A 21,761-nucleotide genomic window follows, 5' to 3' on the forward strand; every position below is an offset into this window, starting at 1 on the left:
CCATGCCGGATGAAGCCTCGCATTGCCCTACGAGGTAGACACAATCAACCCCCTCTTTGCCTGACTGTCATCCTCCCTGGGCGGGAGGATCGGCCGGTTTTCCCCGGTACTCCGGGACGCTTCCGACCGGGGCTCCGGACGCTTCCGGCCGGCCTCGGGGCCGGGGCCGTCGAGCTTCGGAGCCGAGGCCGGCCGGCGTCGGGGCCGGGGCCGCCGGGCTTCGACCCCGGGGGCCGCCGGGCCTCGGAACCGGCGGCACCGGCCCGGGCTCAGGCGGCCGGGCCCTCGGGAGCGTCCGCCTGCCAGGCCGTGAACAGGGGTACGTCGTCGGCCCCGGCCAGCACGACGACGCCGAAGGGCCGGTCGAACGCGATGTGCTTCACCCGCTCCGGGCGGGGCGCGGCGCCCGCCGGGGCCATGGCGACCACCGTCACCGCCGCGGCCTCCACTCCCTCCTCGGCGACCTTCAGCACGGCCTCCTGGACCACGTCGGAGATGAGGAGGGGCCGGGGCGAGAGGCCGGAGAAGTCCGCGTCGTCGGTCAGGGCCAGCCGGATTCCGAGGGCGCCGAGCTGCCGGGTGACCGGCACCCGCGTCCGCAGCGCGAGCCGGGGCAGCCCGACGGTCACCCGGTCGGTGTCCAGCGGAGCGCCCGCCCCCCGGGGCGCCCAGCCCGCGGGCAGCACCCGGTCGGCCCCGGCCCCCGGCTCCCCCAGGACGAACCGGACCCGGGCCCCGGGCGCGCCGCCCGCCTCCGCGACGCAGCGCAGTTCGACGACGTACGCCCCGCCGACCGTCCAGGCGTCGGCGAGCGGCACCGCCTTGACCATGGTCGGCACCGGGACGGCGGTCCCGGAGGCGTCGGTGAACGGCCGGTCCTGAGTCAGCCACCCCTCGAACGGCGATTCCCAGCGGGCCTTGAGCGCGAGCACGTTGACCAGGGCGAGCAGGGTGTCGTCGGTGATCTCCAGCGGCAGCCGCTCGATCAGGCCGCCGGTCGCCTCGCGCACCCAGGCGTCGACGGCCGCCGGGTCCATCGGACCGAAGGGGACGTCCGGCAGGGCCTCCTGGTACGCGCGGTGGACGGGGACGCGGCTCCAGACCCGGGTGGCCACGCCCAGCGCCCCGGTCCGGGCCAGCTCGCGGGCGACCGCGGTGGCGACCGGAGCCGCCTCCCGGCCGGCGGTGCCGAGGAGGGCGCGCAGTTCGACGGCGGTGTCGCCGCGCGCACCGGCGGCGACGGCGGCCAGGGCGAGCCACAGCCCGGCGGGCGAGCAGACGAAGCCGAGGGCCGACCGGCCGGCCCCGCCCCCGCTCTCGCCCCGGTCCGGTGCGGCGGCCATGCCCTCCCGTATCCAGCGCTCGGCGAGCTGCTGAATCGCTCCGGTCGTGGCTGCCGCCGACTCCGCTCCGGTGACGGACACATCAGTCACTACTGCCCCCTACACATAAATGACGTCGTGGTTCGGCTGTACGGCAACGAGAATGCCGCACATGACCTGGACCGTGGCCGCCGAACCTTTCGACTCCCCCGACGCGAGCGCCCTGCGCCGGGACTACTACGACGAGGTCGCGAGCCGCTACTGGCAGCGGCCCGCGACCGCCGAGGAGATCGCGGACGGCCTCGACGGCGACGGGGCCGACCTGCTGGCACCGCCGACCGGGCAGTTCGTCGTCGGCCGGTACGGGAGCGACGCGGCGGGCTGCGCCGGGCTGGTGCTGACGGAGTCCGCCGAGCCGGGCACGGCGGAGCTGACGCGGGTGTACGTGCGCCCCGCCTACCGGGGGACGGGCGGCGGCGGTGCGCTGCTGGCCTCGGTGGAGGAGGCGGCGCGCGCGTACGGCGTACGGCTGCTGCGGCTGGACACCCGGCACGACCTGGTCGAGGCGCGCGGCCTGTACGCGAAGCACGGCTACCGGGAGGTGCCCGCGTTCCACCGCCGCAATCCGTACGCGGAACGCTGGTTCGCGAAGGAGCTGTGAGCGCACCGGGGCGGCGGGAGCGGCGGGCTCCCGGCGACGGTGCTACGGGGAGCCGGGGCGATCGGGCCGGTCGCGGCTTTCGCGTTCGGCCTGTGCAGCGCGTTCGGCCTGCTCCGCCCGCTCGGCCTGTGCCTCCCGTTCGGCCTGCTCCGCGCGCTCGTCGTGGCGGAGGTGGGCCTCGTGGTCGCGGGGAGGCGCCGGGGAGTGGGGGCGCTCCCGGGTGGAGCCGCTGACCTCGGCGGTCAGCTCCCTGACGAGCGCCATCAGGTCCGTGGGCCGCTCGGGCCCCCACCAGTCGCCGAGCAGCTCGGCCAGGGAGTCCTCGCGGGCCTGGGCGAGCCGGACGACCGCCTCGCCCCCCGCCTCGGTGAGGACCATCTGCAGGCCCTCCCGGCGGGCCAGCCCGCGCTCCTCGACCTGCCGGGCCGCGTCGGTGATCACATGGAGCGGCACGGGGGCGGTCTCGGCGAGGCGGGAGGGCTCGACCATCCCGTGCCGTCTGATGCGCAGGAGCAGCCAGCTCGCCGCGGGCAGCAGGTCGTACCCGGCCCGTGCGGTGATCTTCTCGTAGATCTCGCGGCGCCCCTCCCGGGTGGCGAGCACCGACAGGGCGCGGGCGCACTCGTCGTACGAGGAGCGCTCGACGGGGTTGGAGGCGAGGGTCTGGCTGCTGTCGGGGGCGGTCACCGAGCCCCGCAGCTTGTCCTCGCGGAGGAACCAGGCGAGGACGAAGGCCAGCAGGACGACCGGGACGGCGTACAGGAAGACGTCCGTGATGGAGGTGGAGTACGCGCTCAGCACGGACGGCCGCAGGTCGGCGGGGAGCTGCCCGATGGCCCGGGGGTCGGCGGCCAGCCGTCCCGCGTCGACGCCCGGTGGCAGCGGCTGCCCGGTGAGCGCGTCCGTCAGCTGTCCGGTCAGCCGGTTGGTGAAGATGGTCCCGAAGACGGCCACGCCGAACGCGGCGCCGATGGACCGGAAGAACGTCGCGCCGGAGGTGGCGACCCCGAGGTCCCGGTAGGCGACGGAGTTCTGGGCGACCAGGACGAGCACCTGCATCACCAGGCCGAGCCCGGCGCCGAAGACGAAGAAGTACGCGCTCATCAGCCAGGTCGAGCTGTTCTCGTCGAGCTGGTGGAGGAGCAGGAGTCCGCCGGCCGTGAGGGCGGTCCCGAGGACCGGGAAGACCTTCCAGCGGCCGGTCCGGCTGACGACCTGGCCGGAGCCGGTCGAGGTGATCAGCAGGCCGAACACCATCGGCAGCATGTGCACGCCGGACATCGTCGGGGTGATGTCGTGGACCACCTGGAGGAAGGTCGGCAGGTAGGTCATCGCGCCGAACATGGCGAAGCCGATGACGAAGCTGATCACGGCGACGAGGCTGAAGGTCCTGATCCGGAACAGCTTCAGCGGCAGTACGGGTTCGGCCGCGCGCCGTTCGACGGCGACGAAGGCCGCCAGCAGGACGGCGGCGAGCACGGCGAGACCGATGATCTGCGGGGAGCCCCAGCCCCAGGTCGTACCGCCGAGGGAGGCGACGAGGACCAGGCTGGTCGCGACGGCCGCGATGAGGAAGGTGCCGAGGTAGTCGATGACGTGCTTCTCGCGGCGGACCGGGATGTGCAGGACGGCCGCGATGACGACGAGCGCGACGACGCCGATCGGCAGGTTGATGTAGAACACCCAGCGCCAGCTGAGGTGCTCGGTGAAGAACCCGCCGAGGAGGGGGCCCAGCACGCTCGTGACGCCGAAGACGGCGCCGAAGAGGCCCTGGTACTTTCCGCGCTCGCGCGGGGTGACCAGGTCGCCGACGATCGCCATCGACAGCACCATGAGGCCGCCGCCGCCCAGCCCCTGGAGCGCCCGGAAGCCGATGAGCTGCGGCATGTTCTGGGCGATCCCGCAGAGGGCCGAGCCGATCAGGAAGATCACGATCGCGGTCTGGAAGAGCTTCTTGCGGCCGTACTGGTCGCCGAGCTTGCCCCAGAGCGGGGTCGCGGCCGTGGCGGCCAGCAGATAGGCGGTCACCACCCACGACAGGTGGTCGAGCCCGCCCAGCTCGCTGACGATCGTCGGGAGCGCCGTGGAGACGATGGTCTGGTCGAGGGCCGCGAGCAGCATGCCGAGGAGCAGGGCTCCGATCGCCACGAGGACGCCCCGGCGGGACTGCCCCTCACCGGGGGCGGGGGCCGGGGGTGGCGGGCTCAGCTGCTGGGCCATGGGCGTCGTCTCCTCGATCCGTTCGCACCGTGCGGGCCGCCGGATCCGCCCGATCAGCTCGACGCACTCGTCCGCCGATGCGCCGGTCAGCTGTTCCGCTGAACCGCTGAACCGCTCGATGCCCTGATCCGCTACACCCCCATCCTGAACGTTTCGCCCTGTTATGGCCTGCTGAGGGCGTCTCGTGCTCCCTCGCCCGACCCTTCATACCCTCGGGTGGGCTGCGGGGCGGCCGGGGGCGGGCTGCATAATCGCAGGCAGTTCAAGGGGAGGGGACTCATGATGACGGGACACGCATGCCCGGAGTGCGGGAGACCGGCGGCCGGGGAGCCCGGTGCGGGGTACGGGACGCCGTGCTGGTGCGGGGCGGGTACGGACCCGGCCCGCACCACGCCGGACGGGCGGTGGGCGGCCCCTGACGACCACCGCGCGGACCGTACGGTCGAGATCGCGCCGGTGGATGACTTCGACCCGCTGAGCGTCCGCCCGTACGTGACGCTGCCGGAGGCCGCCCACACCCCGGAGGCGGGCTCCGCGGGCCCCTCGGCCGTGGCGGGCGCGGCGCCGACGACGCCGCTGTACCTCGGGGGCGACTCAGGACCGTACCCGGGTGCCGGTACGGCGGTGGGCGCGGGCGCCGAGCCGGTGTGGGGCCGGGGCGTGGAGCCCGGCACCGCGCACACCGAGCCGGGCGGCCGGCACCGGCGCACCCCGGGCTCCGCTCCCGCCCCCGTCCCCACCCCCGCCCCGTCGCAGCGGCAGCGCCCCTTCGTGGTTCTCGCCGCGGCGGCGGCGGTGGCAGCGGTGGTCGGCACGGCGGCCTTCGCGGGCGGGCTGTTCGGCGGGGCCGAGGACCGTACGGACGAGGCGCTGCCGGAGACCACGACGAGCGTGCCGGACGCCGAGGACGGACCGGCCGCCTCGGTGGCCCCCTCCCCCTCCGCTTCGGCCGCCGCGCCCCGTACGCCGTCGGCTTCGGCCACCGCGTCGGCCTCGCCGTCCGCCTCCGCCTCGCCGAAGGAGAAGAGCCAGGAGCCCACCCCGACCGGGTCGGCCTCCGCTTCCGCCTCCGCGTCGCCGGGGAGAAGCCCGTCGGCCACCCCGGGCGGCGACACCCCGACCGAGGCGCCGACGGCCGAGCAGCCTCCGCCGGCGATCGCCGCCGGGACGCTGCGGCCCGGCGATCGGGGTCCGCAGGTCGCCGAGTTGCAGAACCGCCTCCGGGAGATCGGGCGGTGGCTCTACTCGGGCCCTCCGACGGGGACTACACCGACCGGGTGGCGTACTCCGTGGCCTACTACCAGTCGTACATGGGTGTCCACGGCGACCCGACCGGCGTGTACGGCCCGAACACCAGGAAGCTGCTGGAGGCGCAGACGAGCGGACGGGACCGCGACCACGGACGCGGGCATGGGCGCGGCCACCGCTGACCCGCCCCTCACCCCTCACCCCCTTCTTTCCCCCCACCCGCTCGGTTCGGGTCGGGGGGATTGGCGTTCCGGCCCCGGTTTTTGTATCGTGATGGAACAAAGTAGCTCCCGCCCGCACTCCCTGACCGGCGGGCGGGGGTTGCTCTGTCACCGAACGGCGTTCCGCACACCTCTCACAGAGGCGCGGAATCCCGTACGACCCCGTGTCCCCCCATCACGGCCCCGCACCTCCGCGGCGTACCGCGGACACCCGGGCGTGATCGCACACCTCCCCGCGTTCTGGAGCAGCCGATGCCGGCCACCGTCCTCACCGCCTCCGCCCTCCTGCTCGACATGGACGGCACCCTCGTGAACTCCGACGCGGTGGTGGAGCGCTGCTGGCGGCGCTGGGCGACCGATCACGGGCTGGACCCGGAGGAGGCGCTCAAGGTGGTGCACGGCCGCCAGGGGTACGCCACGATGGCCGTCCTGCTCCCGGACCGCCCGATGGAGGAGAACTACGCGGACAACCGCGTGATGCTCGCACGGGAGACCGCCGACGTCGACGGCGTGGTGCCGGTCGGCGGGGCGCCCGCGTTCATGGCCGCGATCGCCGGACTGCCGCACGCCCTGGTGACCTCCGCCGACTCCGCCCTCGCGGCCGCCCGGATGGGCGCCGCCGCGCTGCCGATGCCCGCGGTGCGCGTGACCGCCGAACAGGTGTCGGCCAGCAAGCCGGACCCCGAGGGCTTCCTCAAGGGCGCGGCCGAGCTGGGCTTCGCGGCGGCGGACTGCATCGTGTTCGAGGACTCCGAGGCGGGCATCGCGGCCGGCCGGGCGGCGGGCATGCGCGTCGTCGGCGTCGGCCCGCGCGCCGCGGCCCTCGCGCCGGACGCCCATGTGGACGACCTGACGCGGATACGGGTGGAGGCGGCCGAGGACGGCACGATCCGGCTGCACATCGCCGAGCACTGACCGGCCCGCCGGGGAAACACCCCGCACGGCCCGAGAGCCCCCGCACCGGACCACTGTCCGGGCGGGGGCTCTTCGCGGCATACCGCCCGACCCGCGGCAACCCGACCCACCGGCCGCCCGACTCACCGGAAGCGCCACGCGCCCACGACAGCGAGGCGGCGACCGCACCCCCACACCTCCGCTCGGGGCCCGACGGGGGACGGCAGGCCGGGCAACGCACGTCACCGGCACGCCCCGAGGGGGCGCGAGCCGGGCAGCGCGCGCCCCGCAGGCCGTCAGAATCAGCCGCATGACGGCCCGATGACCGTTCCGCGCGCCCTAACGACCCGTCACTCCCCCCGCACACCCCTTGATGTGACGTGCACATGTCGTCACCCTGTTACCTGACGCCCACCCCACAGAAACCTGGCGTCGCCACGCTGGCCGGGTCCGCTCGATCGCCCGCCCACGCACCCCCCCACGTCAAGGGAGTTCGCATGTCCGGAATCTACGCGCGTCGCCTCTCGGTCGCCGCCGCCACCGCCGCGCTCGCCGCCACCTCGGCCCTGTTCACCGCTCCGAGCGCGCAGGCCGCCATGCCCACCCCGGTCAGCGCGGCGACCGCGCGCACCTACCTCGGGCAGCTCACCGTGGGCGCGGAGGGCTCCTCCAGCGGCTACAGCCGCGACAAGTTCCCGCACTGGATCACCCAGTCCGGGGCCTGCAACACCCGCGAGGTCATCCTCAAGCGCGACGGCACCAACGTCCAGCAGGACTCCTCCTGCGCGGCGGTCAGCGGCAGTTGGTACTCCCCGTACGACGGCGCGACCTGGAAGGCGGCGTCCGACGTGGACATCGACCACATGGTGCCGCTGGCCGAGGCGTGGCGCTCCGGTGCCAGCGGCTGGACCAACGCCCAGCGCCAGTCGTTCGCCAACGACCTGACCCGCCCTCAGCTGATCGCGGTCACCGACAACGTGAACCAGGCCAAGGGCGACAAGGACCCGGCCAAGTGGATGCCGCCGAGCTCCTCGTACAAGTGCACCTACGTCCGCGCCTGGGTCCACGTCAAGAAGTACTACAACCTGAGCGTGGACTCCGCCGAGAAGAGCGCCCTGCAGTCGGCCCTGAGCGGCTGCTGACCGGCGGCCTGTCTACCGACACCCGTGCGCCCCGCGCTCGCGTTCTGTACGTTACGGAGCCCATCCGTGACGGCGTCGCGAGGAGACAACACATGGCCGGGCTGCGCCTGGGACCACTGCTGCGGTACGTCGACTGGGAGACAGGGTCCACCGCGACCGTATGGGTCGAGGCGAGCCGTCCGTGCACCGTGGAGGTCCGGTGCGCGGACGGCGCCGGCGGGACGGCGCCGACGTTCTCGGTCGCCGGCCACCACTACGCCCTGGTGGTGGTGGACGGCCTGACGCCCGGGTCCACCACGGCGTACGAGGTGCTCATCGGCTCCCGGCGGGTCTGGCCGCCCGAGAACTCCCGCCTCCCGCCGAGCACGATCACCACACCGCTCGCGCCCGGCGCCACGCCCACCGTCGAACGCGCCGCCGGGGACGACGCGTCGTCAGCGGCGGACGGCCATGCAACGGGCGGCCCGGCGGACGGCCGTGCACCGGGTGGCCCGGCGGACCGGAAAGGCTCCGGATCGCCCGACGCCCCCTCAGGCGTCCGGGTCTCGTTCGGGTCGTGCCGGTGGGCGGCGGCCCCCGGCGACGGGAACGATCCCGTGGGGCCGGACGCCCTGGTCACCCTCGCCACCCGTCTCGCGGCGGACCCGGCGGCCGAACGGCCCGACGTCCTGCTGCTCCTCGGCGACCAGGTGTACGCCGACGAGACCTCCGTCGCGACCCGCCGCAGGCTCGCCGCCCGCCGGGACCTGGACGAGCCGCCGGGCACGGAGATCGCGGACTACGAGGAGTACACGTACCTCTACGACGAATCGTGGCGCGACCCCGAGGTCCGCTGGCTGCTCTCCACGATCCCCAGTTGTGCCGTCTTCGACGACCACGACGTGATCGACGACTGGAACACCAGCGCCGCATGGCAGCGCGACCTGCGTGCCACGCCCTGGTGGCACGAGCGGATCGTCAGCGGCCTGATGTCGTACTGGGTCTACCAGCACCTGGGCAACCTCTCCCCCGCCGAGTTGGACGCCGACCCCGTGTACGCGGCGGTCAGGGCCGACCCGGACGGCACCGAGGTGCTGCGCCGCTTCGCCGCCGAGGCCGACGCGGAACCCACCCGCACCCGGTGGAGCTACCGACGTGTTTTCGGCCGAGTACGACTCGTGATGGTCGACACCCGCGCGGCCCGCGTCCTGGCCGAGGACCGGCGGGCGATGCTCGACCCGCAGGAGGCGGCATGGGTGCGGAGCGCGGTCCTGGATGACCCCTCTTCGTATGATCATCTGCTCATCGGTAGCTCGCTGCCCTGGCTGCTGCCCCCGCTCATCCATGACGTGGAACGCTGGAACGCGGCACTGTGCGCGGGCGTACGCGGGTCCCGGTGGGCGCGCTTCGGCGAGAAGCTGCGCCGCGCCGCCGACCTGGAGCATTGGGCGGCTTTCCCGGACTCCTTCGACCGGTTCACGGAGCTGCTGCGGGAGGCCGGGAGCGGCCCGGACGCCCCGGCGACGGTGTGCGTCCTCTCGGGCGACGTGCACCACGCCTACATCACCGAGCCGCACTGGCCGAAAGGCCGCCGGACGCCCGGAGCCGACAGCACCCCCGGGCCGCGCCGGGGCCCCGCCGCCGGTTCCGGTACCACGTCCGGCGAAGCGCCGACGGCCCGCATCCTCCAGCTGACCTGCTCCCCCGTGCACAACTCGGTCCCCCGGTCCATCCGGGCGGGTTTCCGTTTCGGCTGGAGCCGGACCGGCCGGCGGATCGGCCAGGCGCTCGCCCGACACGGGCGTACGGGCAGGTCGCCGGTGGAGTGGGGCAGGGAGGGCGGCCCGTGGTTCGGCAACCAGCTCATGACGCTGACCTTGCGTGGCCGGAATGCTGCGCTGACATTGGTACAGGCCACAGCAGGCGCTCAGGGGGCCCAGCTCGAAGCAGTTCTTGAGCGGTCACTCACCCCTGAGGATGAGGCGATTTTCGGACACTCGACAGAATGTTGAAGTTGCAAGTACTGCTGAGGTTTGCCTAACCTCGGGCGCTCAGTCGGTTCACGTCCCCACCACGACCGAGGGAGCACCCCCCATGCCCGCCCGCTTGAACCACGCCCAGCCCTACGTCCTCAGCCTCTTCCGCTTCGTCATCGGCCTGTTGTTCGCCATCCACGGAGCCGCCTCGCTCTTCGGGATGTTCGGCGGCAACCAGGCGGAGGCCGGCGCCTGGCCCGGCTGGTACGCCGCCCTGATCCAGCTGGTCTGCGGTTCCCTGGTCGCTCTCGGTCTCGGCACCCGCGCCGCCGCCTTCCTCGCCTCGGGGTCGATGGCCTACGCGTACTTCAAGGTGCACCAGCCCGAGTCGCTGCTGCCGATCGAGAACGGCGGCGAGCCGTCGGCGCTGTTCTGCTGGGCGTTCCTGCTGCTCGTCTTCACCGGCCCGGGGGCGGTCGCCCTGGACCGCCTCTTCGGTGCACGGAACACGGCGACAGCCTCCGAGGACACCCCTCGCCACGACCGGACCCCGGCCGTATCCATCTGACCCCGGCCGCCTCGATCTGCCCCTGGCCGCCTCGATCGGGCCGGACCGGCCCCGGGCGACCGGGCAACCGGGCCACCAGGCCGAGGCTCATCGGCACCGTGCGGCGGGCCCCCTTCGTCCACACCACAGGAGGGACGGGAGCCCGCCGCACGGCGTTTCCCGGGCGGGGCGTCAGGTCACCCCGCCCCCCGGCCCCGGTCCCGGGGCGCCGGCCCGCTCACCCACGCGCCCGGGGGCCGAACGAAACCGTGAAGCAGGCCGCCCGCTCCCCCGCGCCGCCCTGGCGGTCGTGGATGATCACCGACCGGGCACCTCCCTCCCGGAACACCCAGTCCTGCCGCGCCTTCGCGCTCCCGTCACCGTCCTCGTCGGTACGGAAGTCGAGCCACACCTCGTTGACCGGATCGGCGGTCGCCGCCGGGCGGTGCTGGTAGTGGGGCCCGGCGGCGGCGGGATCGGCGCCGCACGGCGAGGTGTGCACGTGCATCCCGTAGGCGCGGCCGGGTACGAGCCCCCGCAGCCGGGCTTCCACCCGGGTGCCGGACGGATCCGCGAACTCCGTGATCTCGACGCGTGCGCCCGCCGGCACCAGCCGGGTGTCGTACGTCAACGCGTCGGACGGCACGAACGATCCGGGCGGCGAGAACACCCCGGCGGCCCGCGTCCACGAACTCCCGCCGGCGGTGACGGCATCGTTCCTCCGGCTCGGGTCTCCCGCACCGCCGGCCCCCAAGGTCGACGTCGCCCCGACCGGTGCGCCGTGCGCGCCATGGCCGGTGGCGGCGCCGAACCGGCCGCCGTCGCCCGCCCCGTGGGCGACACCGCCGCCGCAGGCCAGCATCGCCAGAGCCACGGCCCCCACCAGCACACCCGGGACCCGGAGGGCCCCGCCGCCGCCCGGCACACGGGAGGCGCCCCGCTCCCGCGCGGAGGCCCCGCCCTCCCGCTCCGCCTTCCACTGTTCGAAAGCCGGGTGCGCCGGGCCGGTTTCCGTGCGTAGCATCCATGCCGTCATACGCTGCTCCTCGTCCGTGCCGGAATGTTCACCCCGCCTAACGGGAACACGGCCGCAAGGTGTACGTGACCTGGACAACATCAACCGCCCTGGGCGAAGGCCGGGGAACCCTCACGCGTACGCTGTAAAGCCGAACCTGCCGCTCCTGCCGCTCCCCTGCGACGTCGCGGCGTTGACACGATCGGGGAGTAGTAGACGGTGTTGGAGAGTGTGGGCGCGCTGACCAGCAGTCCATGGATCTACGCGGTGGTCGCCCTCTCCGTCCTGCTGGACGTCTTCCTGCCCCTGCTCCCCAGCGGTGTTCTCGTCATCACGGCCGCCACGGCGGCCGCGGCCGGCTCGACCACCGTGAGCGGTGGCGGCGGTCAGGTCCCCTCGCTCGTCGTCCTCGTCCTGTGCGCGGCCACCGCCTCGGTGCTCGGCGACCTCGTCGCGTACCGGCTCGCCTGGCGCGGAGGCGACCGGCTGGACCGGGCCATCGCCCGCTCCCGGCGTCTCACCAGCGCGCAGGAACGTCTCGGCGCCGCGCTCAGCCGGGGCGGCGGCGCGCTGGTGATCATCGCCCGGTTCGCTCCGGCGGGCCGCTCGGTGGTCTCGCTCGGCGCGGGCGCCGCCCACCGCAGGAAGCGGGACTTCCTGCCGTGGTCCGCGCTGGCAGGTCTGGCCTGGGCGGGTTACAGCGTGGGGCTCGGCTACTACGGCGGGCGGTGGCTGGGCTCGACGTGGTTCGGCACGGCCGTTTCCGTGCTGGCCCTGTTCGCCGCCGGTGCGCTGGCGGCGTTCATGGTGAAGCGCCGCCGCCCGGCGACGGACTCCGGCCCCGAGGCGGCGACGGCGGGCGGCCCGGCGGTCCGGGAGGCCGACATCCCGGCCCCCGGGCCCGGACACGCTTCCGTACCGCCGTCGACGGCCGTCGCTCCGGCCGCCGCGGCGGCGCTGCCGCTCGTGCCCGTACCGACGCCGTATCCGGGGGCCGGTCCCCTGGGCAAGCCGTCCTCCGCCCGCTGACGGGACGCGGCCCCCGGCTTCCCGGGGGCCGCGGGGCAGCCGGACAGCCGGTGTCAGTCGCGCGCGGCGGCGCCGCGCACCACGAGACCGTCGAGCAGCTTCATCGTGGAAGCGGTGATCTCGTCGACGGCCTGGTCGAACACCTCCCGGTTGTGCGCGGCGGGCGCGCGGAACCCGGAGACCTTGCGGACGTACTGGAGGGCGGCTGCTCTCATGTCCTCCTCGGTGGCCTCTTCGGGGAGAGCCGGCGGGCGAAGCGTCTTGATGCTGCGGCACATGTCTCCAGTGTGGACCGCCCCACTGACAACCGACACCGGTCACCGGCGAGAGCACCGGTGACCGGCCGCGCTCGCTCAGCCGGCGGTACGCCTCGTACGGTCGGCGTCCCACCGGTCGGTGCACAGGGCCCAGATGACGAAGACGTCGATCGCGATGGTGACGATGGCCCAGACCGGGGTGTACGGGAGCCACATGAAGTTGGCGACGAGGTTCAGGCAGGCGAGTACGACACCCGCGGCGCGGGCCCAGGTCGCCCCCTGCAGGATGCCGACGCCCACGAGGACGAGGATCACGCCGAGGACGAGGTGGATCCAGCCCCACGAGGTCACGTCGAACTTGAAGACGTAGTCGTTGATCCGGGTGTAGACGTCGTTCGAGGCGATGCCGGCGATGCCCTTCAGGATCCCGAGGATGCCGTCCACGAGGAGCAGGACTCCGGCGAACATCGTTCCGCCCGCCGCCCACGGGCTGCCGGGATCCGCGCCCGGAGGGGGCTCGGCGGGGCGCTGGGCACCCGGAGTGGGTGCGTTGAACTGCGACATGGGGACTCCTTTCACGGCGCGCTGACCGTGACGACGCGTCCTTGTGCGTCGACGGTGAGGGCTTGCCTCTCCACACGGTTGACCATGGCGACGACGGCCCAGACGACGCCCCACGCGCAGCACGAGAAGACGGTGAGGAAGGCGTGCAGCACGTGGTTGACGGGGTGGCCGCGCACCAGGACCACCTGGCTGCCGGAGCGTGATTCGACGCGCCAGCCGCCCGCGATGCGGCGGCTCACGATCCAGTCGAGGATCAGCGTGCGCTGCGCCGAGTCCGGCGGGTCGCCCCCAGCCGTGTAGTAGCCGGGCGGCGGTTCGATCGTGGCGCTCTCGCGCACCGTGCGACGACGCTTCACGGGATCACCCCCAGGTGTCGAGGTCGCCGCCGCGCCACTCGATCAGGCCGGGGCGGTCGAGCTCGACGGCCTCGTCGGGCCCCGGGGCGAATCCGACGGCCCGCAGCAGCGCGGCCACCTCGCCCCGTCCGTGCGCCAGGCCCACGATCTGTCCGTGCACGGTGACCCGCCGTCCTCCGTTCGGGGAGGGCGGATGGACGATCACGGGCGGGTGCTTCGCCATGCCTCCACGGTGCCCCGAGCGCTGCCCCCGCGCATCCCGGGGCCCGGAGGGCCCCCGGGCGGGGCCGGGGGCCCGGAACCGGTCCGCGCCCTCCCGACGTCCATGCAGACATTCATACGATCGATCATGAACGGCATCACGGCGATCATGAACGGCACCATGGAGGGTCCGCCCATGACGGCAACCGGCGCCCGCTACCTGTACATCACCCGCCACGGTCAGGCGTCCGAGGACGAGAGCACGCTGACCGAAGCGGGCCGCCGGCAGGCCGCCCTGCTCGGGGAGCGGCTCAGCGGGACGCCGATCACCGCGATCCACCACGGGCCGCTGCCACGCGCCGAGGAGACGGCGCGGCTGATCGGCGCACATCTGGCGGGGGCGCCCCTGGTGCGCTCCGAACCGGCCGGCGACTACCTGCCGTACCTGCCGCGCCGCGAGGAGCTGCCGCCGGAGTCCGCCGACGAGACGCTCGCCCGGCTGGCGGGCTTCCCGGCGGCCGAGCGCGAGCAGGGACCGGGGCTGGCGCGGGAGGCGCTCGCACGGTTCACGGGAGCGGTCGAGGGCGACGAGCCCCGCCACGAACTCCTCGTCACCCACAACTTCCTGGCCGCCTGGCTCGTCCGGGCCGCGCTGGAGGCCCCACCCCACCGCTGGCTGGGCCTCAACCACACCAACGCCGGTCTGACGGTGATCCGTTACGCGCCGGGCCGCGCGCCGTCCCTGCTGCTGTACAACGACACCGGCCACCTGCCGGCCGACCTCCGCTGGACCGGCTTCCCGCCCGAACTGCACGTCTGACCGGGGCGTGCGGGGCGGGGCAGGCAGCACGTACGCGCCCCGCCCCGGGCGGAGGGACCGTATGTACGGGCTCCGGCCGGACCGGGCCGGGCCGGGAGAAGCGCGGCCGGGGACCACGCCTCAGCAGCGGATTCCGCTGCCCCCACCGGCCTCACACCCACGGCTCTCACGGCTCTCACCGCTTTCGCCGCCCGTGACCATCGACATGAGCAGCTCATGGGTCTCGGCATCCGCGGCGGCGACGAGTCCACGGCCCCCTGCCCCGAGGGGAGCCCCGTCGATCCCGGTGACGACGCAACTGGCGGCCCGGCACAGCGCGATCCCGGCGGCGAAGTGCACGCTTTCGGCGAGGTCGGCGCCGTCGGTGACGTAGGCGGCCCGCCGGCCGGCCGCGACCCAGGCCAGCGCGAGCGACGTGGAGACGACGCGCGGGCGGAAGTGCTCGACGAACCCGGGGTGCGCGAGGAGGCCGACCGCCCGGAACGCGGGGGCGTTCGGGAAGGGCGGATCGAGGTTCACCTCCACCAGCCGCGAATCGCCGGTGGGCGACGCCGGTACGTCGTGCCCCGCGCCGGACCGGGTCCACGCCGAGCCGCCGTCCGTGAGGAAGACGTCACCGCCGAACGGATCGGCCACGGCGGCCGGACCGCCGCGCAACGCCACGTTGACGGCCACCAGGTGGGAGCCGACCGCGTAGTTGAGCGTCCCGCACAACGGGTCCACCAGCCACTCCCTCGCCGCCCCGACCGCCCCGCGCCGGCCGCCCTCCTCACCGTGCACGGCGTCCCCGGGCCGAGCCGCGCGGAGAACACCGAGCACGGCCTCCTCGGCCGCCACGTCGACGTCGGTGGCGAAGTCCCCGCCCCCTTTGTCGATACGGGAGTGGAGCGTCCGGTACCGGGCACGCACGACGTCGGCCCCGGCCAGCGCGGCGGCAACCGCCACCTCGGTGTCCGTCGAACTCGCCGCTGATTCGATCATGACAAGCAGCGTAGCCACGGGCGACCTCGACCGTACGCCCCCCGGTCCCGGCGTTCAGGAACGCGCGCCTTCACGCCAGGGCCCGCCGGGATGCAACAGCACCTCCGAACCGACCGGCCGGTACCCGGCGGCCTGGAACGCCCGGATGCTGCGCGCGTTTCCGGCGGCCTGCTGCGACCAGAGCGGCTCGCCCGGCGGCACCAGGTGCCGCGCGGCGACAGCCAACTCCCGGCCGAGCCCCCGGTGGCGGGCACCCTCGTCCACTTCGACGGCCACCTCCCAGCGGTCGGCCACCCCGCGCCCGAGAACCAGCACTCCGCCGTCGGCCTCCCACACCCGCACCCCGTCCCGACGCCTGCGGGCACTCACCGCCCTCGGGTGCACAGGGTCGGTGACCTCCCGCAACTCCGTCTCCGCCGCCCCGGGAAGCCAAGTGGCCACGGTCAGGAGGTCGATGGTGTCGGTGACCCGCCCGGTGCGGTCGAGGAGCGCGGTCAGGAATCGCGGATGCATGGTCGCGGCCAGCGCGTCGCAGTCCGCACCGTCCAGCAGGGCGTAAACCCACTCGGGATCCTCGTCGGTGAACACGACGGAGTGCGCGGTGAAGGCGATCACCCCCGTGTCCCGCGCGTTCGGCGCCCGGACGACCGTCGTGCCCCCGTCAGCCTCAGGAAAGCGCCCGCAGGCGGCCTCGTCCAGAATCTCGCCCAGCGTCTGCCCCATGGATTCCCCCGTGTGCCGGGCCGTCCGCCGACGTCGTCGCCGTGCCTCCGGTCGGAGACACGGAACCACACGGGGAGACTCCGGCACAGAGCCCGGCGGAGAAACGCCGAAGCCCCCGGCCACGATGGGCCGGGGGCGTTCTGGCTGGTGGGCGCGGACGGTTTCGAACCGCCGACATCTGCTTTGTAAGTTCGGCCTTTCCTCTTCCATGGCGCCTTCGTCGGCCGATCCGATGGTCACCAAAGTCTGCTGTTGCATGCCGCCGTCCACCCTCGTTGATGTCACTGTTGGATGTCAGAGGGATATCCGCGGAGCTGGGCAGACTTCCCTGGTTCTCTCGACAATCAGCCCCCTCCCTCTCCCCCGCGCCAAGTGTGTCGACCAGCGGACCGCCACAGAGCGGCAGATTCTCCGGCCGCGTCGTCTCGCCTGGACAACGCGTGCCCTCACGGTAGGCACCTGTTACTCGTGACACGCCCCGCCCGTTCTGGCACGCGAGCGGCACGAGCTTGATCGTCCCTGCCTTGACGCACCGACAGGACAGCGAACGGATCGCGTCCGTGTTCATCATGCGATCAAGTATCGACATGACAGTGAAGCAATATGACATGCAACGCTCTAAATGCGCCAATTAACGGATTAAGCTGCTGAATAGCCAGCAAGAGTCCTATGGTTGCGTCTTATCGCGGCCAGACATCAAGTTGCTGGCCCGGAAAGGATGCTGTAGGTGACCATCACCGTTGACCCCTCTCGCCTGTCGCTGACGCGCGAGGAGTCCACCTACCTGGCGATTCGGACCACGCAGGGAGGACGCACGGTCTACACGACCCGTATCCCTCTGTCGGAGCTCCCGGTGATCCTCTCGATCCCGGACCCGGCCAAGCCCGACCCGGACAACCGCCGCGTTGACCCCAATCACGCAAAGGGCTTCGGTAGCTACCTGGCGGAGAACCCCGGTTGGGTCGCCCCGGCCCTCCTCATTCGTGACACTGGTGGCTGCCGCTTCGAGCCGATCAGCGCGGACGGGACTGTCGGGTACCTCACCGTCCCGTGGGCCATTGGAGGCATCGGGCGTCTGATCACGATCGACGGCCAGCACCGCGTGCTCGGGGTCCACCTGGAGAAGAAGCGCATTACGGACGAGATCGCGCGCATCGACCGAGAGACGGTCCGTGCCAACGAAATCAAGAAGCAGAAGCTCGAAGAGGAACGCGAAGCCCTGATCCTCCGACTCCAGCGCCTCAAGGAGGAGTTCATCGGCGTCGACATCTATGTGGAAGTCGACGGCGTCCGCGGGCAGCAGATGTTCGTCGATGTCGCTGACAACGCCAAGGGCATCTCCGGTGCCGTCCGGGCCCGATTCGACACCTCACGCATTGCCAATCGAACGCTGACCGACATCGTCGCCCACCCCCTCTTCGTAGGAAAGATCGACGTTGAGCGCGACCGCATGACCCTGACCAACCGCAACCTTATGGGTGCCAAGCAGGTCGCCGACATCACTCGCTCCGTCATCGCTGGCCCCGCTGGGCGCGTGAACAAGAAGGTTGAGTCCCTCACCGATAACGAGGTCATTGAGAGTGTCCGCGGTTTCCTGGACGTCATCTCCACAGTCTTCACCGACCTGGCGGCGATCACCGAGGAAGACGTCGACAACTATCACCCCTCCCTCTCTGAGAAGCGCAAGAACGAGCCGCCAGCTCCCCCCACCAAGGCGATGCAGCTCCGCGTGTCCTCCCTCCTCGGCTCTGTGGGTATGCTCCGCGTCCTCGGTGGCGTTTACCGTAACCTCAAGGAGGACGGAGTTGACGACGGTGACATCCAGGAGTTCTTCAAGCGGCTCGACCGCCACATGGGCGCCCCGGTCACCGAGCAGAGCATCTGGCGCACCACCGCGGCGAACGAGGACTTCGAGCCCAACGCCTCCGCGCCGATCATGCGCCAGCAGAACATCATCCACCTGACCAAGGTGATCACCGACTGGTACAAGAAGGCGCCTGCCGCCATCTGATCGATCGGACAGCAGCGAGGCCTCTCCGGAACTCAAGTAGAGGGGCCTCGCTCTTGCGGGCTATTCGAGCAAGATCTCTTCTGGGCGTCGGTTCGTGATCGCGATCTCCCTATGGGTGAGGATGTGACCGAGGCACGCTTCCAGATCTCCCCCGTGATCGTCCCGGGCCATGCCCCTAAGTTCCCTGGCCAGTTCCAAGCCGTTGATCAAGACGATCGGGTACTGGTCTTCGACCATCTCTGTCTGTGCCGGCACGGAGTAGGCCCCGGTCGTGACGTACACGCCGATCCAGCCGCGGCGAAGTCGGGCCACGACACGGGCGATCTGTTCCGCGGTGACGAGGTTGTCGAGCTTGACGCATTTGGCCTGCCCGAGGACGACAAGGCTGGTGCCAGCCAAACCGCTGCCGATGTCGAGTCGGCCTACGAAGTCGGCACCACCATCGCCTGATCGACGCGTCAGCCACCCTTCGACGTAGCTGTTCCCGGCGCCACGCAGCACCCGTGCTGCTACTGCTGAGGCCACTGCCTCGAAGTCGTGCTTACGCCCGTCGAAGTGATTGTAGATCAGCTCCAGGTCTTTGGCCTCAACAGTCCCGGGCTTAGCCCGCTGCTCGGGCACTTTGGTCACCTTGGCCCGGGCGACCCGCCGGCGAAGTCTGGGCAGGGCTGAGTGCCCGTGCTTGACCCACTCTCGCCAAGCCTTTGGCGCGAGTTCGAGCGTCTGCGCGTCGGCCAGAGTCTTGTCTCTGCGAGAGTCGATCCAAGCCCAGGACACCGTGTCGTCTTCAGCAGTAAGGTCGATGAGGGCGATGTCGTAGACGTAGTTCGTGAACGTCGCGTGGTCGCTGCCGCTCCACTGCACTAGACGCTCCGCCCGCTCGATCACGCCCAGTCCGCAGAATTCGACGTGCCCCTTGACCTTCCCGCTGCGCGATACTGCGCGGAACAACAACAGCGGGACGGCAGTTGCCCGCTCCTCAGGCGTGTGCCCCTGGTGCCCGGTGAAGGCATCGAGCAGGGCCGCGTTGCCCGTGGTCCTGCCTGGCGCCGCGGTGGTTGTGGCCTTGTGGTCCCCGAAGTAGCGCACGTGTCCGTTGTCCATGTCGAAAACGTCGTGCCAAGGTGTCTGCTCTGAGCCAGCCTTCCAGGGACTCGACCGGATGAGAATCACTGGGCGGCGCTCGCCGGCCGATGTCCGGACCTTGGCCATGCCGTTGATCCCAGCCTCCAGCAGAGCCCTGGCTCGGTCCGGCGAGTGAGTCACGTGGTGGAAGTTAGGGTGCCCCTCGATCGTCGCCGGCTTTGGGTCCTTGCCAGTCGCATAGCGAAAGACCTGACCAATACGCAACTGACCACCCACATGAACCCCCACAACAGAACTGGCCTGACGATCACCATGACCGTAGCGGTCAGCACTGACAGGCGGTCCAGACTCGTAGAGGGCCCCTGAGCTTGGGAATCAACGCTTCTCCAGCTTGTTGCGCCGCCCTGACCAGCAATGACGGGCATCGAGGGAGCCTTCAGAGGTCCCCTTCGACGCCCGCCATTCACCGTGATTGCCCGGGCACGGCGTTGAGTGCTGACCTGTTCGTCCCGAAGCAACTTCAAGGAGCCTTCGACCTTGGGCCGATACGCCCCTCACCTGCTGTAGAGGTCCGCAGGCGTATGCGTGTGTCCACCGCAGTCCATCGGCGTTGTCACGCAGTTAGACACGCAGGAGAGCCTCGCCTGGGGCTACGCCTCCGCCTTGTACCACACCCTCGTGCAGGTGGGAGCCCCTGAGATCTCGCCCGCCGTTCCGCCGTACTCGCGACCAGACGGGCTCTTGAAGGTGAACTCGTGAACGCCCGTGTCCAATGCGAAGGACGAGGCGATCTCGATGAGGTCCTCACCCACCTCCGTGTAGTGCAGTGCGATGTGAGTCCGGACTAGTTCCGCTGCCTGCGCACGATCAAGTGGCTGACTAGGGAATGCGCTCTGCGTGCGCCCCTTCACCTTGGAGATGAGGAAGCCGATGCCAGCTCCGATGCCCATACCGCCGGCGCCGCCTAGGGCATCGCTCGAGAGCTCCAGGATGAACTCTCCAAACGACCCAGACGCTCCCCAGTTCGTCTCAGAGGTCTGCACCGACAGTGAGTTGGACACAGGGAAGTCGAGCTCGCCGTCGAGAGTGGTGAGGGTGGCCAAGTCCTCCTTGATCCCTTCGACCGGCACCCCGATCTCTATCAGTGACAGAGTCCAAGCTTCGCGGGGTGGCCTGTGTAGACCGGATGTCAGCCTGACTGCGATGCGGGCACTGAGAACTTCCACTCGGACTCCTTGCCTATGCACTATGTGATGTTCGCAGGCTACTGCGGCCGTCACTGGTCCCCGGTTCCCTGCTGGTTGCCGGCCGATCGGGCGCGGGAGCCTTCTGATCCGTAGCTCTGGCCGGATCGGTCATCTACGGCCATTCCAGCCTCCAAGAAGCCCCGTAGAGACGGTAGCGGACCGGGGCGGGTGCTGGGGTTGCGGTACTCCGCGGCTGTACTGACAACCAGCCCGCCAACGCCATATGTCAGTGCCTCCACCTAGGGTCTCGGTGTGGAACGAGGACGCAGTATCCATCGCCGGGCAGCCGACCACATGGCCGAAGCATGGGCCGAGACTCAGTGGGGCTCACAAGCTCTTGCCGGCATGTATCGATGGACACGCGACGCCGAATGGTCCGAGCGGATTGCAGTGTTGGGTCAGCCATTCAGTGGTTGGGACATGGGGCAACTGTTCTCCCTTCGCTGCCTTGCAGGCCTCTGGATGGAAGGCCTGTTAACCATCTCGGAAGTCGAAGTAGGCGCTCAGCCGAAGCAAGATTCTCAGCGTCAGGCCAATCAGCAGGCGCTTCTCCTCCTTCCCGAAGGCATATCGGCTACCGTCGACCCTGATCAGCGTGGAGCAGACGACGACGGGCTAGTGCGTTGGGAGAACCCCCTGAGTGGTCACTTCAATGATCCAAGCGACAACGAGTCTCAACCCGACACCATCGCACCTGGCTGGTCGCCCTTAGAAGTTGGTAACACGGATGCAAGCAGTACTTGCTTCCACTTGGCTCGCTCTGGAGCTCTTGCACGATGGCCGTACGGCGACACAATGCTTACGATCATGCAGACACGGCCGCGCACATTGATTCAGGGATGGCGAATGGGGGATCCCGCCTACGACGAAGTCATGGATGACCTTGTTGAGTTCAGTAACTGGATCGCTACCGGGCGGATGTTCGGGCCGAAGATCATGCGGGGGATGATGGAGGGAGAAATATATTTTCCCTCTCCCAAAGCCTGATCGGCAGCAGCTCCATTCTTTCAGCGGCTGTCGTTGCCATGCCTTGTTTGGCAGCTAAGGTAATGGAACTCGGCTTCACTCGATTTAAGTTTTCCGGTTCGAATTCGGCCGATTTCCACTACCTCAACCCACCACTCACCCCGGTTCCCATCCCGTCCGCCTTCGACCCACACGTCGTGGAGCGGTCGTGGTTCAGGGCGTCAAGGTGGAGCGCGCCACTGTACGAACGACCTTGACGCCCTGGGCCGCGACTGCTCGGCTCTGCCTGGGTCGA

The 21,761-nt window shown here is 71.0% G+C and carries 21 protein-coding genes; 10 read left to right on the plus strand and 11 right to left on the minus strand.

Annotated elements, in window-relative coordinates:
- Positions 1-269: 269 nt before the first annotated feature.
- A complete protein-coding gene (locus IF19_RS0110750) occupies positions 270-1,433 on the minus strand; it encodes a serpin family protein (RefSeq protein WP_030276461.1) in 1,164 nt (387 codons plus the stop codon).
- Between the two features lie 61 nt (positions 1,434-1,494).
- On the opposite strand from IF19_RS0110750, the gene IF19_RS0110755 reads away from it, so the two are divergent.
- Positions 1,495-1,983 carry a GNAT family N-acetyltransferase gene (locus tag IF19_RS0110755; RefSeq protein WP_030191323.1) on the plus strand — a complete coding sequence of 163 codons (489 nt, stop codon included), beginning with the start codon at positions 1,495-1,497 and terminating at the stop codon, positions 1,981-1,983.
- A gap of 42 nt (positions 1,984-2,025) precedes the next feature.
- On the opposite strand, the gene IF19_RS0110760 is transcribed toward IF19_RS0110755, so the two are convergent.
- Positions 2,026-4,203, minus strand: coding sequence for an MDR family MFS transporter (locus IF19_RS0110760; RefSeq protein WP_030119544.1), 2,178 nt, complete (start codon positions 4,201-4,203; stop codon positions 2,026-2,028).
- Between the two features lie 1,235 nt (positions 4,204-5,438).
- Here IF19_RS0110760 and IF19_RS1000000138805 point away from each other — a divergent pair.
- The 5 genes from IF19_RS1000000138805 (at position 5,439) to IF19_RS0110785 (ending at position 10,231) form a co-directional block, all read left to right on the plus strand.
- On the plus strand, positions 5,439-5,633 hold the full coding sequence (locus IF19_RS1000000138805; protein ID WP_324605216.1) for a peptidoglycan-binding protein: 195 nt from the start codon (positions 5,439-5,441) through the stop codon (positions 5,631-5,633).
- Between the two features lie 291 nt (positions 5,634-5,924).
- Positions 5,925-6,587 carry an HAD-IA family hydrolase gene (locus IF19_RS0110770; protein WP_030119542.1) on the plus strand — a complete coding sequence of 221 codons (663 nt, stop codon included), beginning with the start codon at positions 5,925-5,927 and terminating at the stop codon, positions 6,585-6,587.
- A gap of 476 nt (positions 6,588-7,063) precedes the next feature.
- Positions 7,064-7,708: an HNH endonuclease family protein gene (locus tag IF19_RS0110775; protein ID WP_030119541.1), complete on the plus strand. Its 645-nt coding sequence runs from the start codon at positions 7,064-7,066 to the stop codon at positions 7,706-7,708.
- Between the two features lie 92 nt (positions 7,709-7,800).
- Entirely contained in the window at positions 7,801-9,699 is a 1,899-nt protein-coding gene (locus IF19_RS0110780) for an alkaline phosphatase D family protein (RefSeq protein WP_030276462.1), read from the plus strand.
- A gap of 82 nt (positions 9,700-9,781) precedes the next feature.
- Positions 9,782-10,231, plus strand: coding sequence for a DoxX family protein (locus IF19_RS0110785; protein ID WP_030276464.1), 450 nt, complete (start codon positions 9,782-9,784; stop codon positions 10,229-10,231).
- Between the two features lie 217 nt (positions 10,232-10,448).
- Here IF19_RS0110785 and IF19_RS0110790 read toward each other — a convergent pair whose 3' ends face one another.
- Positions 10,449-11,246, minus strand: coding sequence for a superoxide dismutase family protein (locus IF19_RS0110790; protein WP_031012841.1), 798 nt, complete (start codon positions 11,244-11,246; stop codon positions 10,449-10,451).
- A gap of 198 nt (positions 11,247-11,444) precedes the next feature.
- Here IF19_RS0110790 and IF19_RS0110795 point away from each other — a divergent pair, with 198 nt between their 5' ends.
- Positions 11,445-12,254: a DedA family protein gene (locus IF19_RS0110795; protein ID WP_234313202.1), complete on the plus strand. Its 810-nt coding sequence runs from the start codon at positions 11,445-11,447 to the stop codon at positions 12,252-12,254.
- Between the two features lie 53 nt (positions 12,255-12,307).
- On the opposite strand, the gene IF19_RS0110800 is transcribed toward IF19_RS0110795, so the two are convergent.
- The 4 genes from IF19_RS0110800 to IF19_RS0110815 all read right to left on the minus strand — a co-directional run bounded on the left by IF19_RS0110800 (position 12,308) and on the right by IF19_RS0110815 (position 13,654).
- A complete protein-coding gene (locus IF19_RS0110800) occupies positions 12,308-12,532 on the minus strand; it encodes a DUF2277 domain-containing protein (protein ID WP_030119535.1) in 225 nt (74 codons plus the stop codon).
- A gap of 75 nt (positions 12,533-12,607) precedes the next feature.
- Positions 12,608-13,075, minus strand: coding sequence for a DUF7144 family membrane protein (locus tag IF19_RS0110805; RefSeq protein ID WP_030119534.1), 468 nt, complete (start codon positions 13,073-13,075; stop codon positions 12,608-12,610).
- A gap of 11 nt (positions 13,076-13,086) precedes the next feature.
- The gene (locus tag IF19_RS0110810; RefSeq protein ID WP_030119533.1) at positions 13,087-13,431 is read right to left on the minus strand and encodes a hypothetical protein; all 345 of its coding nucleotides are present in this window, start codon (positions 13,429-13,431) and stop codon (positions 13,087-13,089) included.
- A gap of 4 nt (positions 13,432-13,435) precedes the next feature.
- Entirely contained in the window at positions 13,436-13,654 is a 219-nt protein-coding gene (locus tag IF19_RS0110815; protein WP_030119532.1) for a hypothetical protein, read from the minus strand.
- Between the two features lie 174 nt (positions 13,655-13,828).
- On the opposite strand from IF19_RS0110815, the gene IF19_RS0110820 reads away from it, so the two are divergent.
- On the plus strand, positions 13,829-14,452 hold the full coding sequence (locus IF19_RS0110820; RefSeq protein WP_030119531.1) for a histidine phosphatase family protein: 624 nt from the start codon (positions 13,829-13,831) through the stop codon (positions 14,450-14,452).
- Between the two features lie 120 nt (positions 14,453-14,572).
- Here the strand turns inward: IF19_RS0110820 and IF19_RS0110825 are convergent, their stop codons facing one another.
- Together IF19_RS0110825 and IF19_RS0110830 are read right to left on the minus strand one after the other, a co-directional pair.
- Positions 14,573-15,433: an inositol monophosphatase family protein gene (locus tag IF19_RS0110825; RefSeq protein WP_050493828.1), complete on the minus strand. Its 861-nt coding sequence runs from the start codon at positions 15,431-15,433 to the stop codon at positions 14,573-14,575.
- A gap of 54 nt (positions 15,434-15,487) precedes the next feature.
- A complete protein-coding gene (locus IF19_RS0110830) occupies positions 15,488-16,156 on the minus strand; it encodes a GCN5 family acetyltransferase (protein WP_030119528.1) in 669 nt (222 codons plus the stop codon).
- Between the two features lie 727 nt (positions 16,157-16,883).
- Here IF19_RS0110830 and IF19_RS0110835 point away from each other — a divergent pair.
- Positions 16,884-18,167 carry a DNA sulfur modification protein DndB gene (locus IF19_RS0110835; RefSeq protein ID WP_030119527.1) on the plus strand — a complete coding sequence of 428 codons (1,284 nt, stop codon included), beginning with the start codon at positions 16,884-16,886 and terminating at the stop codon, positions 18,165-18,167.
- A gap of 60 nt (positions 18,168-18,227) precedes the next feature.
- Here IF19_RS0110835 and IF19_RS0110840 read toward each other — a convergent pair whose 3' ends face one another.
- On the minus strand, positions 18,228-19,433 hold the full coding sequence (locus tag IF19_RS0110840; protein WP_234313201.1) for a restriction endonuclease: 1,206 nt from the start codon (positions 19,431-19,433) through the stop codon (positions 18,228-18,230).
- A gap of 470 nt (positions 19,434-19,903) precedes the next feature.
- The gene (locus IF19_RS0110845) at positions 19,904-20,479 is read right to left on the minus strand and encodes a hypothetical protein (protein ID WP_136975132.1); all 576 of its coding nucleotides are present in this window, start codon (positions 20,477-20,479) and stop codon (positions 19,904-19,906) included.
- Positions 20,480-20,794: 315 nt separating this feature from the next.
- Here IF19_RS0110845 and IF19_RS1000000137410 point away from each other — a divergent pair, with 315 nt between their 5' ends.
- Positions 20,795-21,487 (plus strand): hypothetical protein, encoded by a 693-nt coding sequence (locus IF19_RS1000000137410; RefSeq protein ID WP_136975133.1) that lies wholly within the window; start codon positions 20,795-20,797, stop codon positions 21,485-21,487.
- Positions 21,488-21,761: the final 274 nt, after the last annotated feature.

Source organism: Streptomyces californicus, assembly GCF_000717645.1.
GTDB classification, from domain to species: Bacteria; Actinomycetota; Actinomycetes; order Streptomycetales; family Streptomycetaceae; genus Streptomyces; species Streptomyces californicus.

Coding starts and splice junctions, on each gene's coding strand:
- IF19_RS0110820 (WP_030119531.1), top strand. CDS start 13,829: ATGACGGCAACCGGCGCCCGCTACCTGTACATCACCCGCCACGGTCAG.
- IF19_RS0110800 (WP_030119535.1), bottom strand. CDS start 12,532: ATGTGCCGCAGCATCAAGACGCTTCGCCCGCCGGCTCTCCCCGAAGAG.
- IF19_RS0110785 (WP_030276464.1), top strand. CDS start 9,782: ATGCCCGCCCGCTTGAACCACGCCCAGCCCTACGTCCTCAGCCTCTTC.
- IF19_RS0110805 (WP_030119534.1), bottom strand. CDS start 13,075: ATGTCGCAGTTCAACGCACCCACTCCGGGTGCCCAGCGCCCCGCCGAG.
- IF19_RS0110815 (WP_030119532.1), bottom strand. CDS start 13,654: ATGGCGAAGCACCCGCCCGTGATCGTCCATCCGCCCTCCCCGAACGGA.
- IF19_RS0110775 (WP_030119541.1), top strand. CDS start 7,064: ATGTCCGGAATCTACGCGCGTCGCCTCTCGGTCGCCGCCGCCACCGCC.
- IF19_RS0110780 (WP_030276462.1), top strand. CDS start 7,801: ATGGCCGGGCTGCGCCTGGGACCACTGCTGCGGTACGTCGACTGGGAG.
- IF19_RS0110770 (WP_030119542.1), top strand. CDS start 5,925: ATGCCGGCCACCGTCCTCACCGCCTCCGCCCTCCTGCTCGACATGGAC.
- IF19_RS0110830 (WP_030119528.1), bottom strand. CDS start 16,156: ATGGGGCAGACGCTGGGCGAGATTCTGGACGAGGCCGCCTGCGGGCGC.
- IF19_RS1000000137410 (WP_136975133.1), top strand. CDS start 20,795: ATGGCCGAAGCATGGGCCGAGACTCAGTGGGGCTCACAAGCTCTTGCC.
- IF19_RS0110825 (WP_050493828.1), bottom strand. CDS start 15,433: ATGATCGAATCAGCGGCGAGTTCGACGGACACCGAGGTGGCGGTTGCC.
- IF19_RS0110755 (WP_030191323.1), top strand. CDS start 1,495: ATGACCTGGACCGTGGCCGCCGAACCTTTCGACTCCCCCGACGCGAGC.
- IF19_RS0110760 (WP_030119544.1), bottom strand. CDS start 4,203: ATGGCCCAGCAGCTGAGCCCGCCACCCCCGGCCCCCGCCCCCGGTGAG.
- IF19_RS0110790 (WP_031012841.1), bottom strand. CDS start 11,246: ATGACGGCATGGATGCTACGCACGGAAACCGGCCCGGCGCACCCGGCT.